Genomic DNA, 13,922 nt, shown 5'->3' with positions numbered 1-13,922 from the left:
TGCGGGGCGCTTCGGCGCCCCGTTTGCATTTGAAAGCCCATCCCATGCTGCGCATCACCCTGCTTTGCCTGTCTCTCTGCCTGTTGCCGCTGCCGTCCCAGGCCAAACCCACGGCCGAACAGCTCATCCTGTTTTTTGGCAAGGATGAACGCGTGAAGACCGACCCCGACAGCGCACAATGGCAGCCGGTGGGGCAGCTGGAAACCCGCAGCCATCTGGTGTGTACCGCCACCCTGGTGGCCGAGGATGTTGTCGTCACCGCTGGCCATTGCTTCATCAACAAACGTGGCCGTTTCGATCCTGCCGTCAGCTTTACCGTGGGGCTGTCAGGCAGTGAATATGCCGAGCAAAGCGGCATCAGCGAGGTACAGGTCGACAAGGGCTTCCTGGCCGGGCTGGAACACCGCCCCGACGGCACCTATATCCCGAAAAAAATCGCCAACCGCGACTTTGCCTTTGTCCGGCTAAGCCAGCCGCTGGGCCGCAGCCGTGGCGTGATACCGGTATTTGCCGGCGACAGTGCCGCACTGCAGCAACAACTGCAGGCGGCCAACTGGAAAGTCACCAATGGCGGCTACCCGCTGGATGATCTGAACCACCTCTTGGTGCACAGCAACTGTCAGGCCACCGGCCTGCTGCCAGACGGCCGGCTGACCCACCGCTGTGACACGCTGGAGGGCAATAGCGGCTCGCCCATGCTGGCTCGGCTCAACGGCCGCATGACGCTGGTCGGCATACAAAGCTCGGCCCCCAGCCCGGCACGCCGCCATAAAGAAGACAATATGGCGCTCGCCACCCCCTTGTTCTATCAGCAATTGCAACAATTCATCCAGCAAGGCAAGCGCAAGAAATGACAAAGGGGCCCAAGGCCCCTTTCGCTTCATTGCCGTGGACACAGCGGCTTGGAGCCTGTCCTTACACGCCCAATGCCTGCTTCTGCAGGGTAATCAGCTCGGCGATGCCTTGCTTGGCCAGGCGCATCATGCTGGCCATTTCCTCTTCCGAAAACGGCTCGCCCTCGGCCGTGCCCTGCACTTCGACAAAGCGGCCGTTACCGGTCATCACCACATTCATGTCGGTTTCGCAGTCGGAATCTTCCAGATAATCCAGATCCAGCACGACCTCGCCCTGGTGAATGCCCACCGAGATGGCGGCGACAAAATCGCGCAAGGGGCTTTCACTCAGCTTGCCCTGGGCAATCAGGCCGCTGATGGCATCGTGCAGGGCGACAAACGCGCCGGTAATGCTGGCGGTGCGGGTGCCACCATCCGCCTGGATGACGTCGCAATCGATCTGGATCTGCCGCTCGCCCAGTTTTTCCATGTCCACCACCGCCCGCAGCGAACGGCCAATCAGGCGCTGGATTTCCTGGGTGCGGCCGCTTTGCTTGCCGGCTGCGGATTCGCGGCGCATGCGGCTGCCGGTCGAGCGCGGCAGCATGCCGTATTCGGCCGTCACCCAGCCCTTGCCCTTGCCTTTGAGGAAGCCCGGCACCGACTCATCCACACTGGCGGTGCAGATGACTTTGGTATCGCCAAACTCCACCAGCACCGAACCTTCGGCATGCTTGGTGTAATGACGGGTCAGGCGGATTTCGCGCAGGGCATCGGTATTGCGTTGAGAGGGTCGCATCGTACTTTCCAATATAAAACGGCATCAGGTGGCAACCGGTCTGCAGCCACCACCGGCCTGAAAACAATAACGCTGCCTACAAGGCAGCGCCGGGTTGAAAATGCCGGCCCAGCCGGCGTCAGCTTTGCTTGCCGGAAGGCGCTGCCACGCGGCTGGCCAGGATTTCCTTGTGCATCAGTTCCAGATTCGGGTCCAGAATCACCCGCCCGGCATGGCGTGGCGGCGTCAGCAGCGTATCCAGCGCATCGGCCTTGCCAGTGATGTCGGCGCTATCATCCAGCAGGGTAACCGCCACCGCAGACAGATTGTCACCGGCACTGCCGGCACGGCGTTCGGCCACATTCATCAGCGCCGGCATCACCTGCCCCACCGCGCGGCCGATAAACACCTTTTCCATCTCGCTATCGCTGATCTGCGACCACAGTCCATCCGAGCACAACACGATGGAGGCACCGGGCTGCAAAAACTGCTTTTCTCCGATGTCGATATCCGGATCGCTGGTGGCACCCAGGCAGTTATAAATCTTGTTGCGCTCCGGGTGCGTGCGCGCGCCCTCTTCGGTCAGCTTGCCCTGATCAATCAGCCGCTGCACCTGGGAGTGATCGCGCGAGCGCAAACGCATGCCCTGCTTGTTATCCAGCAGATAAAGCCGCGAATCACCCACATGGCACCAGTACAGCATGCCCTGCTGAATGATGGCCGCCACCACGGTGGTACTGGGAATTTCCGGCAGACGCTGGTCGGCGGCATAGTCCAGGATGGCCTGGTGCGTGGAGCTGATGGCATTGACCAGAAAACGGTTGGGATGCGACAGCGTGGGGGTGGCTTGCTGATAAAACAGTTCGCTCATCAGATCGATGGTGATCTGCGCCGCCACCTCGCCTTGCAGGTGGCCACCCATGCCATCGGCCACCACCAGCATCACGGCTTCCCGCGAATGGGCAATCACCTGGCGGTCCTGGTTGTAGCTACGGCCGCCGATACGGCTTTCCTGAAAAATGGATAGTTTCATCGACAACTCCTCAGGAAGAACGGCCGCCGGCCAGCCCCTTGATCCAGCCTACCAGCCGCTTGGCGGCCTGGGTGGATTCGGGCATAGGCTCAGGGTCACTGTAATCGGCATCCAGCAGGCGCTTTTGAATCGCCATCACACTGGGTGGACGCTCGTCAGGAGCCAGGTTCAGGCATTGATCCGTCAATTCAAGCAACTCTCTGGAATAATAATGGCGGAACAGCTTGCTTGCCGGCACCAGCTTGTCCGCTTCGCGCCGATGCTCGGCAATTTGCGGGGTATGGCCGCCCATGCAGACATACAGGCAGGCACCGATGGCGTAGATATCAGTCCACGGCCCCAGCGGCTGATCTTTCTCGTACTGTTCCGGCGCGGCAAAGCCGGGCGTGTACATCGAGGCGAAATGCTTGTCGCGCCGCGACAGCGTCTGGCGCGCAGCACCAAAATCCAGCAATAGCGGATGCCCGCCACGGCGCAGGTAGATATTGGCCGGCTTGATATCCAGATGCAGCAGACGGTGCAAATGCACCTCGCGCAGGCCCGACAACAGGGCGGCAAACCATTTGCGCAAGCGCCGCTCTTCGATGCGGCCACCGGTCACCTCCAGCTCACGCCCCAGCGAACGGCCATCGGCATACTCCATCACCATATACACGGTCTGGTTGGCCCGGAAAAAATTGCTCACGTGCACCACATTGCTGTGGCTGATTTCCGCCAGAATGCGGCCTTCTTCAAAAAAACACTTCAAACCCAGATTGAAGGCATCGCGGTCCAGCTCGTGCGGCACGGTCACCATGCCTTCATCATCGCGCTCGGCCAGATTGCGCGGCAGATACTCCTTGATGGCGTATTTGCGGTCGGCATCGTCCAGCGCCAGATAGACGACGCTGAAGCCGCCTACGGACAGCTGGCGAACGATGGTGTACTCCGCCAGGCGATAACCTACCGGCAAGGCAGTCAGTTGGCTGGATTGAGTCATGACATGGCAGTTGCTATAGTGTTCGTTGGCCCGGAATTGAGCTACAACAGCAATTCGGGCCCGGTATCGTTTTGACTGACATCACTATCGGGGACCCACAATGATTCTAAGTATGACAGGCTTTGCCTCCATCAGCAGAGACTTTCCCGGCGGTTTGCTCAGCCTGGAAGTCCGCGCAGTCAATCACCGCTATCTGGATGTACAGATGCGCCTGCCGGAAGAGCTGCGCGTCATCGAGCCACAGCTGCGTGAGATGGTGTCATCTCGCGTGACCCGTGGCAAGCTGGAATGCCGTGTTGGCCTGAACCAGCTGGAAACCGACACCACCACGCTGGAACTCAACGCCCAGGCGCTGGACAGCCTGCTGCAAGTGGCCGCCCAGGTCGAGCAACGTGCCCCGCAGGCCAAGGGCCTGTCCGTCGGCGAGCTGCTGCGCTGGCCCGGCATCCTGAAAAGCAACTCACTGCCGCCGGAAGTACTGCAACAGCTTTGCCTGCAAAGCTTGGCCACCGCCCTGGAAGACTTCAATGCCTCGCGCGGCCGCGAAGGTGAAAAACTCAAGCTCATCCTGCAAGAGCGCGTCACCTCGATGGAAACCATCATCGCCGGCATCAAGCCCAAGCTGCCGCTGATTCTGGAAGCCTATATGAACAAGCTGTCCGGCCGCCTGCAAGAAGCGCTGGGCAATGTCGAGGATGACCGCATCAAGCAGGAATTTGCCCTGTTCGCCCAGAAGATCGACGTGGATGAAGAGCTCTCCCGCCTGACCACCCACCTGAGCGAAGTCAAACGCATCCTCAAGACCGGCGGCCAGACCGGCAAGCGCCTGGACTTCCTGATGCAGGAACTGAACCGCGAAGCCAATACCCTGGGCTCCAAATCGGTCTCCACCGAAACCACCCAGGCCTCGGTCGAACTGAAGGTGCTGATCGAGCAAATGCGCGAGCAGATCCAGAATATCGAGTAAACCTTCATGCCGTGTCACAGCGTGGCACCGCACCAACAGAAGCCCCGCCAGTCGGGGCTTTATTCATTTCAAGTCGTGCCAGCCCACTACCAACAAAGCACATGACCAGTCCTGGCCAAACACATGAACCACAAGCTCAAGGGCGAGGAAGGCATTAACCGCGTCTGGCTGACGCTACCATTCTGACCAGCGCGTGCTAGCGCAAAGGGGAAAGAAAAATCGCCCACCCGGGAGAAGGTGAGCGATATCAACAACATCAATGGAGGTGTGAGAGCGCTGCCAGTATTACGGGGGCGACTTGCACCGTCCACCGGCGATGACCATCCCCTTGCCCTGCATCAATACCGGTATGTCCAGGCAGCGCCGTGACTGGATCGCCAGTGTGATGGGCCGTACTTCATCGGCAGGGAAAGCGGCACACGCGCCATGCCTGCCATGGAAAACACGGGTTTGTGCATGGTGGTGACAGGCGGGCCGCCGGCCAGCTGAAGGTCATGCTTACAATCTTTACATCGGAATGGTATTCATCCACCGCGCTTGCCACCTAGAATGCCGGCTCACACATAAGGAATGAGTCATGCGCCGGATCGTGTTGGCAATGGGAATAAGCATCTTGCTGGGCGGGTGTAGCTATGGAGATTTGCTCAATACCATCCCGGCCAGCAGCAGTGATCCTTATCTCCCGTCATCACCACCATTGGCTGTCGTGGCACCGGTAGCGCGTGAGGAAATGGCCTTCCTGCAGGCAGGTGCTTGTAGCGAATGCCGTGCGGCCGACCGGTTTTATCGGCATATTCATGCGGACCCGGATGTGAGGAAATCCCGCATCCCGCGCAATGACGCGCTGGCAGAGAACGCCAATCTGGCGAAAAAGCAGTGGGTTGATCAAGCACGGACCGCTGTTTATTTTTCCAGGCGTATCCGTCTGGCCAACGGACAGCTCCTGTTTGAGCTGATCACGCACTGTGGCAAGGGCTGGGATAGTCCGGCGACGCAAGCCACGCCAGATATCCCTGCCAGCGGCATGGCTGGGTTCAACATCCAGTACCTGATCAGCTTCAAGAAATATGGCCAGCCCATCGGGCTACAGATGCGCGCGCTCTTCAAGCGCCGGGGTGAGCAGCTGATTGCCAACAACGCTTTTGCCGAGTCCCTGCTGCAAAATCCCGACTTCATGCGCGCCAATGGCCTGCGCTGCTGGAATGACTGAGTACTGCGCGGAGCGAGCAGCCACCAGCAGCCAGCCGGTTTTGCATTTCTTTACCCGCCCGCGGGGCGGCCAGTCCGCCCGTACGTTCGCACTAGCGTTAAGATGCCTGCACAAAACAGCGCACCACACGTGCCGGGCATGCACCTCCAGCCCCACAGGCATGCGGCTCTGCGCTTGCCGCCACCCTCACCTCGGATCAGTCTTTGATGTTGAAACCATTGCCGGCCTCGGCGCTGCGCCCGCTACTAATCAGACGGCCTGCCCTTCTGGCAGCACTGGGCGCGCTAGCCCTTTGCCTGGTGGCGTGCACCACGGCCGACTACACCACCTACGAATATCGCAACGGCAACAAGGTGATTGATGGAGAGGGGGGCAGCAAGCGGCTGGTGGACGGAGTGGAAATATGGGACGCCGGCGACCCGCCACACCGTTACCGGATCATGGGCATGCTGCGTGTCAGCGACTATGATCAGCCCTATGTGAATCTCAGCATGCTACGGGCTATCGCCCAGCAAGTCAGGCGCAATGGCGGCAGTGCGGCCATTCTGCTCAGCGGCAATGGCGGCATGCGGCATGCCGGCGACAGCCTGACCTGGCATGAGCGTTTGGGCATGCTGCAGGAAAACGGCTACCGGACCCAACTGGCACTGATGGTGCAGTACCTGCCCGAGCCAGCCGAAAAGGCCCCGGCCAAGCCAGTCAAGGCGACTCGTTAAGCTGCTTCGCCAATAAGTCGGCGGCAACACTGCTGAAGCACACATCCTGTTCGTGGGCATACAGGGCCGCGCCAGCCCTGACCAGCTTGTCCAGCTCCTCTACACTCAATTTCGCCGCAATGCCGGCAATGGCCTGCGCCAACAGCAAGGGAATGGCAGACAGGCTGACTGGCTCTGGTGGCGGGTGGTTTTTCATCAGGCCCAGAATATCAATGGCATCCATGGCAGCCTCCTGCTTGGCAGACACGGTTAGAGTGCCGCAACCGGCATATCGTTCAGTTGCCTTCTGCCAGGCGGAAGGATGTTGCACCGGACAATAGCGCCCTACTCCGCGCACAGTGATCTTTGCTGGCGCACCACAGTACACCGGAGTGTGCTTTAGCTGGATGTGCACATCCGCACGGCACGAACAGCGAGCGAACGCGGATCGCAATGCCGTATACCTCAGCCCAGCGTTCAGCTTGCCGCGCCATGGAAGCATGGCCGAGGCCACTATTACCCCGCCAACAAGGCTGTCCGGATTTGGCTGGATGATGTCCGGGCCAGGCCTGTTCCCCCCAAGCGATGGCAGCTAGGCTGTGACATCACCATCAGGAGACTTGAGCATGCTGGAACTTCGCCCAAACTGTGAACACTGCCGTACGCCGCTTCCGCCCGACGCAGCTCATGCCCGTATCTGTTCATTTGAATGCACCTTCTGCACAGAATGCGTGGCCTTGCTGCAGCAGGTCTGCCCCAACTGCGGCGGTGGCTTCAGCCCGCGCCCGCTGCGCCCGGCCAGCGGTGGCCGGCATGATAATGATCTGCAGCACTACCCGGCGAGCCAGCGTGAGGTCTATCGCCCGGTGGACCTGGCCGCTCACGCGCGGTGGCTGGCAGAACGGCAACAGGACTGAGCAGGCCGTGTCGTGCGAAAACTGAAACCGCTCCGCAAACTGCGGAGCGGTTCAGATAATTAGCCCCTGGCCGGGGGCGGACTATCCAGCAGCAGATACAAAGAACCCCGCCTACGCGGGGTCCTTAATCTCACTCAAGCCATGTCGCCCACAGCTAGCCAAGCCTGCAAGCGGCTTAGTTCTGCTGCCAGATCAAGCGGGCGATGGCGGCAGAGTCCAGCTCGCCCTCTCCCTGCTCGACCAGTTGGCCGATCAGGCCTGCTACCCGCTCGGCTTCCGGCAGACGGATGCCCAGCTGACGGGCGGTATCCAGCACGATGCCCATGTCTTTCAGGTGCAAATGGGCTTTGAAACCCGGCGCATAGTTGTCATCAATCATGCGCTGGCCATGGATATCCAGTACCCGGCTTTGGGCAAAGCCCCCCAACAGGGCCTCGCGTACCGGTGCCGGGTCAACGCCGCAGGCCTTGGCCAGCTTCATGACTTCAGCCACGGCAGCCACGCCCACACCAACGGCGATCTGATTGCAGGCCTTGGCCACCTGGCCGGCACCTGAATCACCGATATGGGTAATGGTCTTGCCCATGGCCTCCAGTGCCGGGCGGACTTTGGACAGCGCCTCGGCCTTGCCGCCCACCATGATGGTGAGGCTGCCATTCACAGCGCCCACCTGGCCGCCGGATACCGGGCAATCAAGAAAATCCACTCCAGCAGCGGCCAGTCGGGCGGCGATGTCGCGCGCGCCAATCGGAGAAATGGTGCTCATGTCGACACACACCAGCCCCTTTGTCGCACCATGCACGGCCCCCTGCTCGCCCAAGAGCACCTGCTCCACATCGCGGGTGTCGGAGACATTACTGACCAGCACGTCCACCTGGGCGGCCAGTTGCGCCGGGCTATCCGCCCAGCTGGCTCCGGCAGCGAGTGCCGCTGCTGCGCTGTCCGGGCGTCGCGACCAAACGGTGACCGCATGTCCGGCTTTCAACAGGTTCAAAACGCAAGGCAGGCCCATGATGCCCAGTCCGATATAACCGACTTTCATATCCACTCCAGCTGTATGCGAAGGCAAAGCATAAGATTACCGCAAACCGCGGCTTTTAAGGGCAAGCATTGGGAATAAAGCAGATGGCCACACACAGATGGCAGGTGGGGTTTCAGCTGGATGGCTGCTTGTTCTGACGCCCGGCCAGCCAGGACTCGAACTCAAAATCAGCACCGGTTGCCTTGTTTTCCAGGAAGTAGACAAAGGCCAGAATTTCGGCCACGGCGCGGTAAAGCTCTTCGGGAATATGCCGGTCCAGATCGACCTGCATCAACAGCGATACCAGCTCGGGCGAGTCGTGCACAAAGACACCGGCATCCTTGGCCCGGTCAATGATGCGCTCGGCCAGTTGGCCATAGCCCTTGGCCACGACGGTAGGCGAGCGTTGGCCTTCGCGGTAGGCCAGCGCAACGGCCGACTTGCGGCCTTCTTCAGCCTTGGGAGACTGTGCCATGTTTCACCATCAGGTTGGCCAGCGTCAGCCCGGCCGCTTCCATGCCGCTTTGCAACTGGGCTGCATGTTGCTGAATCAGGCCGCCAGCTTCGTCTTCTTCGGCCACAAAGGATACCTGCACGCTCTGCCCTACCAGCCGCACCCGCGCCGACAAACCACCCAGCGCCGGCAGGCTGAGCGACAAGGAAGTACTCCATACACCAGCCTCGTCAGCACCCAGGCTGCCGGTGCGCTCCTGGGTTTCTTCCTGTTGAATCTGCAATTGCATGGGCTGTCCTGGCCAGGCATAGCCGTTGAGCTGCAGTTGCTGGTTTTCCACGATATCCAGCTGGCGCTGTACCAGATTGGCCAGTTCTGGTGCCACCGTTCTGGGGCTCAGCGTATTACTTGCGGTGGCATTACTGCTGGAGGCATTGCTGGCCAGATCATCATTCAGCTTGCTGAGCAGGCGCGACTGCGGCTCCTGCTGTACCTGGCTCAGGTTGTGGCGGCCGTCCAGCCATTCCTTGAGATGGGACTCATAAAACAAGCCGCTCTGGCTGACATTGTTTTTCAGATTCTGTGCCAGATTGGCGGGCGTTTGTGTGGCCGCGTCCAGACTGAGATCGGCTGCCGGCAAGCCCGGCTTGCCGGTCTGCAACATGCCGGTGAGGTACTTGGAGGCTGGGCTCAATTGCACTTCCACCGAGCCATCTTGCGGCAGCTCCTTGCTCTGCTCCTGCAAGGCAAAGCTGAGTGTCGGCGACAGGGTCGCCACTTTCAGCGACAGGGTATTGCCACTGACCGTCATCCCTTGCGGCACGATCAGGTTGAACAGGCTGTTCTTGATCAGCACCGACAGTTGCTGGCCATTGTCCTTGCTATCAACGACCTGGGCATCCACCTGCTCGCCCAGTAGCAGTGGCGGCAGCTTGGCCGGCAGTACGCTGGCATCCAGCAGCGCCCGGCCCCCCTCCAGCAACAAGCGGACGGAGGAAACGGTTTGCGGCGCCAGGGTGCCGGTGGTGATCGCGGGCGGCAGGGATGGAATCATGAGGTGGAGTTATTGCGGTACAGAGAAATGATCAGCTCGGCTTCGCTGCGCGAAATACCGCATTGCATCGCGACTTCGGAAGCGGGAATACCCTGCTTGATCATTTCGATGGCCTGATTATAGGGACTGAGCACAGCCGGCTCAGTGCGCGACTGCTGTTCCAGCCGGGCCATGAGCCGGGCCAGATCGCGCTGCAAGGCGCTGATCTGCTGCTGGTGCTGATCCAGATACATTGCCGTCAGGCTATCGCGCCGGCCTTCCAGCTGATGCAGACGCCAGTACAGATAGCCGCAGGCAGCAGCCAGCCCCAGCAGGAACAAGCCAACCATATAGAAAAAGAGCGAACCGGACATGGTATGAACCTCACGCTGCACTTTTTCTAAGTGTATGGTGAAACCGGCAACAACCCAAGCCAGCCTTTATAAAGAATATGTCTTGAGCAGACGACTGTTCTGGCTGACGGTTTGCATTTCTTCGCGCATCTGGGCAATCCAGTCGGCAATATGCTGTTGCAGCAGCTCGCGCTGTGTCACCAGCTGTCGCAGTTTCGCGCGGGTCTCTTCCGGGATACCGGCGGCGATGGGCTGCAATTGGTGCAGCAAGGCGGCCAGTTCGCTTTCCTGCTCGGCCGCCAGGCGCGTCACCGATTCAAAATCCTGCGCCTCGCAAGCCGCAAGGGCAGCTGCCATGCTGGCGAGCATGGCATCGATTTGCAGGGGATTGAAATCAGCGCTCATGGCAACTCCTCGTCAGGGCCGGCTCAATAGGCATTGCTGGCCGCGCCTGTCGCCATGCCGGAACGATTCAGTTCCTGCCAGGCAGGCAGGATGGTTTCCAGCAGGCGGCGAATCTCTGCCAGGATTTCCAGATCATTCTTGAGATTGGCAATGCTCAGACGCTGCTTCATATAGATGTAGAGGTCATTCAGATTGCTTGCCGCCTCGCTGCCTTGCTGCAAATCCAGCGACTCACGCAGGCCATCAATGATGTCGATGGTCTTGGAGATCAGCCGGGATTTTTCATCATAACGCTGCGACTCTATGGCATAGCCGGCCTGACTGATCGCCTTGATGGCACCTTCGTAGAGCAGTACAACAAGGCCCACCGGGCTGGCACCGTACACGGCTGCCTTTAGCGCATCATCTTCATAGGCCTTGTTGAACTGCTTGAGCATTTTGGAATTCAGCATGGTTCTTTACCGTCTCTATCTGTCCTAAGCCAGCAGGCTGGACAAGTTACTGGTCGATTGCTGCATTTTCGACAATACGGCATTCAACGCTGTGTATTGCTGGGTATATTGAGTCTGCCGCGCACTCAGCTTGGCGCTCATGCTGGTCTGATAACTGGTTTCAGAGCTAATCAGGCTATTGATCGAGCTTTTGCTGGTTTCAATCACCCCATTCGGGCCGAGCAAGTCATTGACCGCCGCGCTCAGCCGGTCACCAAAGCCGGTATTGCTGGTGTTGCCGAACAGATTGGCCACCGCGCTGGGGTTGGCGCTCAGCGCCTTGTTGAAGGCGGTCTGGTCCAGCTTGAGCGAGCCATCCTTCTGAATGGCGATACCGGCCTGGGACAGGTAGGCATACGAAGTATTTGCATCGACACCCGGAATCGGCGTACTCAGGATGCTGGTCAGTTTTTGCTGGATGGCAAGTACCGATGCATTCGCCTTCAGGCTGCCGGAACGTGCCGAGTCTACCGCAGATTTCACCTGATTGTAGGCATCGACAAAACCTTGCAACGAAGAAGTAATGCCGCTGCTATCCGAGGCCATGGTGACGGTGGACTGCCCCAGCTTGGTAATATCGACATTGACACCCGAAATGACGTTGGTCAGGTGGTTGCTGCCCGAGGAGACACTGACGCCATTCACGGTCAGCAAGGCATCGCCCGCTGCAGTCGATTCGCTGGCAGCCGTAGCACTTTGCGTCAGGCCGGCCAGGGTTGAACCGCTTGTCGTGCCAGAGTCGCTGCCACCTGCCTTAATGCTGAAAGCGTTATCACTACCGGAAACAGCAGAAGCCAGCACCAGCTTGTACTGGCCGTTGTTTTGCACCACCGAGGCATTCACCCCGGCACCGCTCTGGTTGATGCGGTCAGAAATGGACTGCAGGCTGACGGTATCTGTCGCACTGGGCGTCAGATTGATCACGGTGTCCTTGCCAGCGACAGTGAGTGTCAGCGAGGTGGGTGCCCCGCTCAAGGTTGCCTTGGGGTCTGTCACATTGCTGCCACCGAACTGGTCAAACACCAGTTGGCGCGATTTGGCCAACTGCGTCACGTTGAGCGCATAACTACCCGCCACCCCACCGGTGGTGGTGGTGACATTGGCAATGCTGGTATCGGTGGAAGCAGCCTTGAATTGCTGCAGGAATGATCCGGTCGACATCTTGCCGGAGACGCTTTGCAAGGCCGACAGGGCGGAGCTGATCTGGCCGATCGAACTCAGTTGGGTATTGTATTTGCTGGAGCGCTGCTGACTGGCTTGCAGAGGCTGCTGCTCAATGGTCATCAACTGGCTGACGATAGACTGTACATCCAGCGAGCCGACACTGGTCGTGATGGAAGCCATGGGGCACTACCTCCTTACATACTGAACGCTACCGCCGTCAGGCTTTATCCTTGAGCAGCAAACCCTTGAAATCGCCGATTGCCTTGGCAATACGGATGGCATCTTCCGAGGGAATCTGCCGGATCACTTTCTGGGTTTCCTGATCGACAACCTTGACGACCTGAATATTGGTATCTTTGTCGACAGAGAACTCTAGCTGACTGGAGTACAGCTTGGCCACATCATTCAGCTGCTTTACCGAATTCTGCAGCTCAGATGGATCTGATTTTTTCTGCTGAGTTCCATCATTGGTAGTGTTTTGCGCTTGGCTTTGCCCTACCGCAGTCACGCCGGCGGCAGAATTGGGCAAGACCGAACTGGCGGTGGCATCTGCGGTATTACCCTGAATCAGCTGATTCTGCTGACGCGCAGTCGGGGTGGTCGCCAAAGGCAGAACGGGACCATTCGTCGATGATATTTGCATGGCAACTACTCCTGTGCAGACGGCCCCGGTTAGCATGCCAACCGAGGCCGATTTTCAGCTTATGGCTTCAGTGTAGCTTACTGCAGCAGTGTCAGTGCCGATTGCGACAGCGAATTGGACTGCTTCAGGATGGAAGTGCCGGCCTGTTGCAGAATCTGGTTCTTGGTCAGGTTGGCGGTTTCCGATGCGAAGTCCACATCCACGATACGGCTGTTGGCGGCGGTCAGGTTGGTCACGTAGTTTTGCAGGTTGGAAACCACTGCATCAAAACGGTTTTGTACCGCACCGAAGGTGGAACGAATGTTCGATACCGATCCGATATCCGCATCCAGTGCCGACAGCTGAGCCTGGGCGCCAGTCTGGGTCAATACGTTGATGGTATTGGTATTGGTCAACGAAGAGTTGTAGGACGACAGCTGAGTGGTCAGGTCAGATGCCGATACTGATACGGTGTTGTCGGTAGAACCGGACGAACCCACCTGGAAAGTCAGAGTGTTACCACCAGACAGCAGTTTGGTACCGTTAAACTGGGTGGTTTGTACGATACGCGAAATTTCCTGGGTCAGCTGGTCGACTTCTTTTTGCAGCTGCGAACGGTTAGTGTCGCTAACCGAGCCGTTGGACGACTGGGTGGCGATTTCACGGATACGCTGCAGGTTGTTACCGATCTGACCCAAGGCACCTTCAGCCGTCTGGCCTACGGAAGTACCGTCGTTAGCGTTACGGATGGCCTGGTTGTTACCACGGATGGCGGCAGTCAGGGTTTGGGAAATGGCCAGGCCGGCAGCATCATCCTTGGCACTGTTTACGCGCAGACCGGAGGACAGGCGTTGCAGGGACAGGTTGAGCGAAGAACTGGAGTTGCTCAGGTTGTTCTGTGCGGTGAGCGACGCAATATTGGTGTTGACGGTAAGTGCCATGATGATTCTCCTTAGAGCATTCGGGG

Annotated in this window: 18 protein-coding genes; 5 read left to right on the top strand and 13 right to left on the bottom strand. The window is 59.1% G+C overall.

The features are described 5' to 3' along the window. Window positions 1–44 precede the first annotated feature (44 nt). The gene (locus FAZ30_RS08230) at window positions 45–854 is read left to right on the top strand and encodes a trypsin-like serine peptidase (protein WP_137009247.1); all 810 of its coding nucleotides are present in this window, start codon (window positions 45–47) and stop codon (window positions 852–854) included. Window positions 855–915: 61 nt separating this feature from the next. Here the strand turns inward: FAZ30_RS08230 and rph are convergent, their stop codons facing one another. The 3 genes from rph to FAZ30_RS08215 form a co-directional block, all read right to left on the bottom strand. Next, window positions 916–1,632, bottom strand: coding sequence for a ribonuclease PH (rph, locus tag FAZ30_RS08225; RefSeq protein WP_124644376.1), 717 nt, complete (start codon window positions 1,630–1,632; stop codon window positions 916–918). A gap of 118 nt (window positions 1,633–1,750) precedes the next feature. After that, entirely contained in the window at window positions 1,751–2,644 is an 894-nt protein-coding gene (locus FAZ30_RS08220) for a PP2C family protein-serine/threonine phosphatase (protein ID WP_124644377.1), read from the bottom strand. A gap of 10 nt (window positions 2,645–2,654) precedes the next feature. Then, window positions 2,655–3,623: a serine/threonine-protein kinase gene (locus FAZ30_RS08215; protein ID WP_137009245.1), complete on the bottom strand. Its 969-nt coding sequence runs from the start codon at window positions 3,621–3,623 to the stop codon at window positions 2,655–2,657. A gap of 100 nt (window positions 3,624–3,723) precedes the next feature. On the opposite strand from FAZ30_RS08215, the gene FAZ30_RS08210 reads away from it, so the two are divergent. The 3 genes from FAZ30_RS08210 (at window position 3,724) to FAZ30_RS08200 (ending at window position 6,516) form a co-directional block, all read left to right on the top strand. Then, on the top strand, window positions 3,724–4,590 hold the full coding sequence (locus tag FAZ30_RS08210; RefSeq protein WP_124644379.1) for a YicC/YloC family endoribonuclease: 867 nt from the start codon (window positions 3,724–3,726) through the stop codon (window positions 4,588–4,590). 577 nt (window positions 4,591–5,167) lie between these two features. Further along, window positions 5,168–5,800, top strand: a complete 633-nt coding sequence (locus tag FAZ30_RS08205; protein WP_124644380.1) for a hypothetical protein — start codon at window positions 5,168–5,170, stop codon at window positions 5,798–5,800. A 206-nt stretch (window positions 5,801–6,006) separates the two neighbouring features. After that, window positions 6,007–6,516: a hypothetical protein gene (locus FAZ30_RS08200; RefSeq protein WP_124644381.1), complete on the top strand. Its 510-nt coding sequence runs from the start codon at window positions 6,007–6,009 to the stop codon at window positions 6,514–6,516. Here the strand turns inward: FAZ30_RS08200 and FAZ30_RS08195 are convergent. Continuing rightward, window positions 6,500–6,739 (bottom strand): hypothetical protein, encoded by a 240-nt coding sequence (locus FAZ30_RS08195; protein WP_124644382.1) that lies wholly within the window; start codon window positions 6,737–6,739, stop codon window positions 6,500–6,502. The genes FAZ30_RS08200 and FAZ30_RS08195 overlap by 17 nt on opposite strands. 382 nt (window positions 6,740–7,121) lie before the next feature. Between FAZ30_RS08195 and FAZ30_RS08190 the strand changes: the two genes are divergently transcribed. Further along, window positions 7,122–7,412: a DUF1272 domain-containing protein gene (locus tag FAZ30_RS08190; RefSeq protein ID WP_124644383.1), complete on the top strand. Its 291-nt coding sequence runs from the start codon at window positions 7,122–7,124 to the stop codon at window positions 7,410–7,412. Between the two features lie 175 nt (window positions 7,413–7,587). Here FAZ30_RS08190 and FAZ30_RS08185 read toward each other — a convergent pair whose 3' ends face one another. The 9 genes from FAZ30_RS08185 to FAZ30_RS08145 all read right to left on the bottom strand — a co-directional run bounded on the left by FAZ30_RS08185 (window position 7,588) and on the right by FAZ30_RS08145 (window position 13,896). After that, a complete protein-coding gene (locus tag FAZ30_RS08185; RefSeq protein ID WP_137009243.1) occupies window positions 7,588–8,454 on the bottom strand; it encodes an NAD(P)-dependent oxidoreductase in 867 nt (288 codons plus the stop codon). A gap of 112 nt (window positions 8,455–8,566) precedes the next feature. Next, window positions 8,567–8,908: an EscU/YscU/HrcU family type III secretion system export apparatus switch protein gene (locus FAZ30_RS08180; RefSeq protein WP_124644385.1), complete on the bottom strand. Its 342-nt coding sequence runs from the start codon at window positions 8,906–8,908 to the stop codon at window positions 8,567–8,569. After that, window positions 8,886–9,941: a flagellar hook-length control protein FliK gene (fliK, locus tag FAZ30_RS08175; RefSeq protein ID WP_137009241.1), complete on the bottom strand. Its 1,056-nt coding sequence runs from the start codon at window positions 9,939–9,941 to the stop codon at window positions 8,886–8,888. The genes FAZ30_RS08180 and fliK overlap by 23 nt, the downstream gene beginning before the upstream one ends. Next, window positions 9,938–10,294 (bottom strand): DUF2802 domain-containing protein, encoded by a 357-nt coding sequence (locus FAZ30_RS08170; RefSeq protein WP_124644387.1) that lies wholly within the window; start codon window positions 10,292–10,294, stop codon window positions 9,938–9,940. Before FAZ30_RS08170 ends, fliK begins: the two co-directional genes overlap by 4 nt. 66 nt (window positions 10,295–10,360) lie before the next feature. After that, window positions 10,361–10,678 (bottom strand): hypothetical protein, encoded by a 318-nt coding sequence (locus FAZ30_RS08165; RefSeq protein WP_124644388.1) that lies wholly within the window; start codon window positions 10,676–10,678, stop codon window positions 10,361–10,363. A gap of 23 nt (window positions 10,679–10,701) precedes the next feature. Continuing rightward, the gene (gene fliS, locus FAZ30_RS08160) at window positions 10,702–11,130 is read right to left on the bottom strand and encodes a flagellar export chaperone FliS (protein WP_124644389.1); all 429 of its coding nucleotides are present in this window, start codon (window positions 11,128–11,130) and stop codon (window positions 10,702–10,704) included. Window positions 11,131–11,154: 24 nt separating this feature from the next. After that, the gene (fliD, locus tag FAZ30_RS08155) at window positions 11,155–12,513 is read right to left on the bottom strand and encodes a flagellar filament capping protein FliD (RefSeq protein ID WP_124644390.1); all 1,359 of its coding nucleotides are present in this window, start codon (window positions 12,511–12,513) and stop codon (window positions 11,155–11,157) included. 37 nt (window positions 12,514–12,550) lie between these two features. Then, window positions 12,551–13,012: a flagellar protein FlaG gene (locus FAZ30_RS08150; RefSeq protein ID WP_246043420.1), complete on the bottom strand. Its 462-nt coding sequence runs from the start codon at window positions 13,010–13,012 to the stop codon at window positions 12,551–12,553. Window positions 13,013–13,053: 41 nt separating this feature from the next. Next, window positions 13,054–13,896 carry a flagellin N-terminal helical domain-containing protein gene (locus tag FAZ30_RS08145; RefSeq protein ID WP_124644392.1) on the bottom strand — a complete coding sequence of 281 codons (843 nt, stop codon included), beginning with the start codon at window positions 13,894–13,896 and terminating at the stop codon, window positions 13,054–13,056. Window positions 13,897–13,922 lie beyond the last annotated feature (26 nt).

The sequence above is a fragment of the Aquitalea aquatilis genome, assembly GCF_005155025.1.
Taxonomy (GTDB): Bacteria; Pseudomonadota; Gammaproteobacteria; order Burkholderiales; family Chromobacteriaceae; genus Aquitalea; species Aquitalea aquatilis.
The sequence above is the reverse complement of the archived record's forward strand: the minus strand, read 5'-3'. Positions and strand labels throughout refer to the sequence as shown.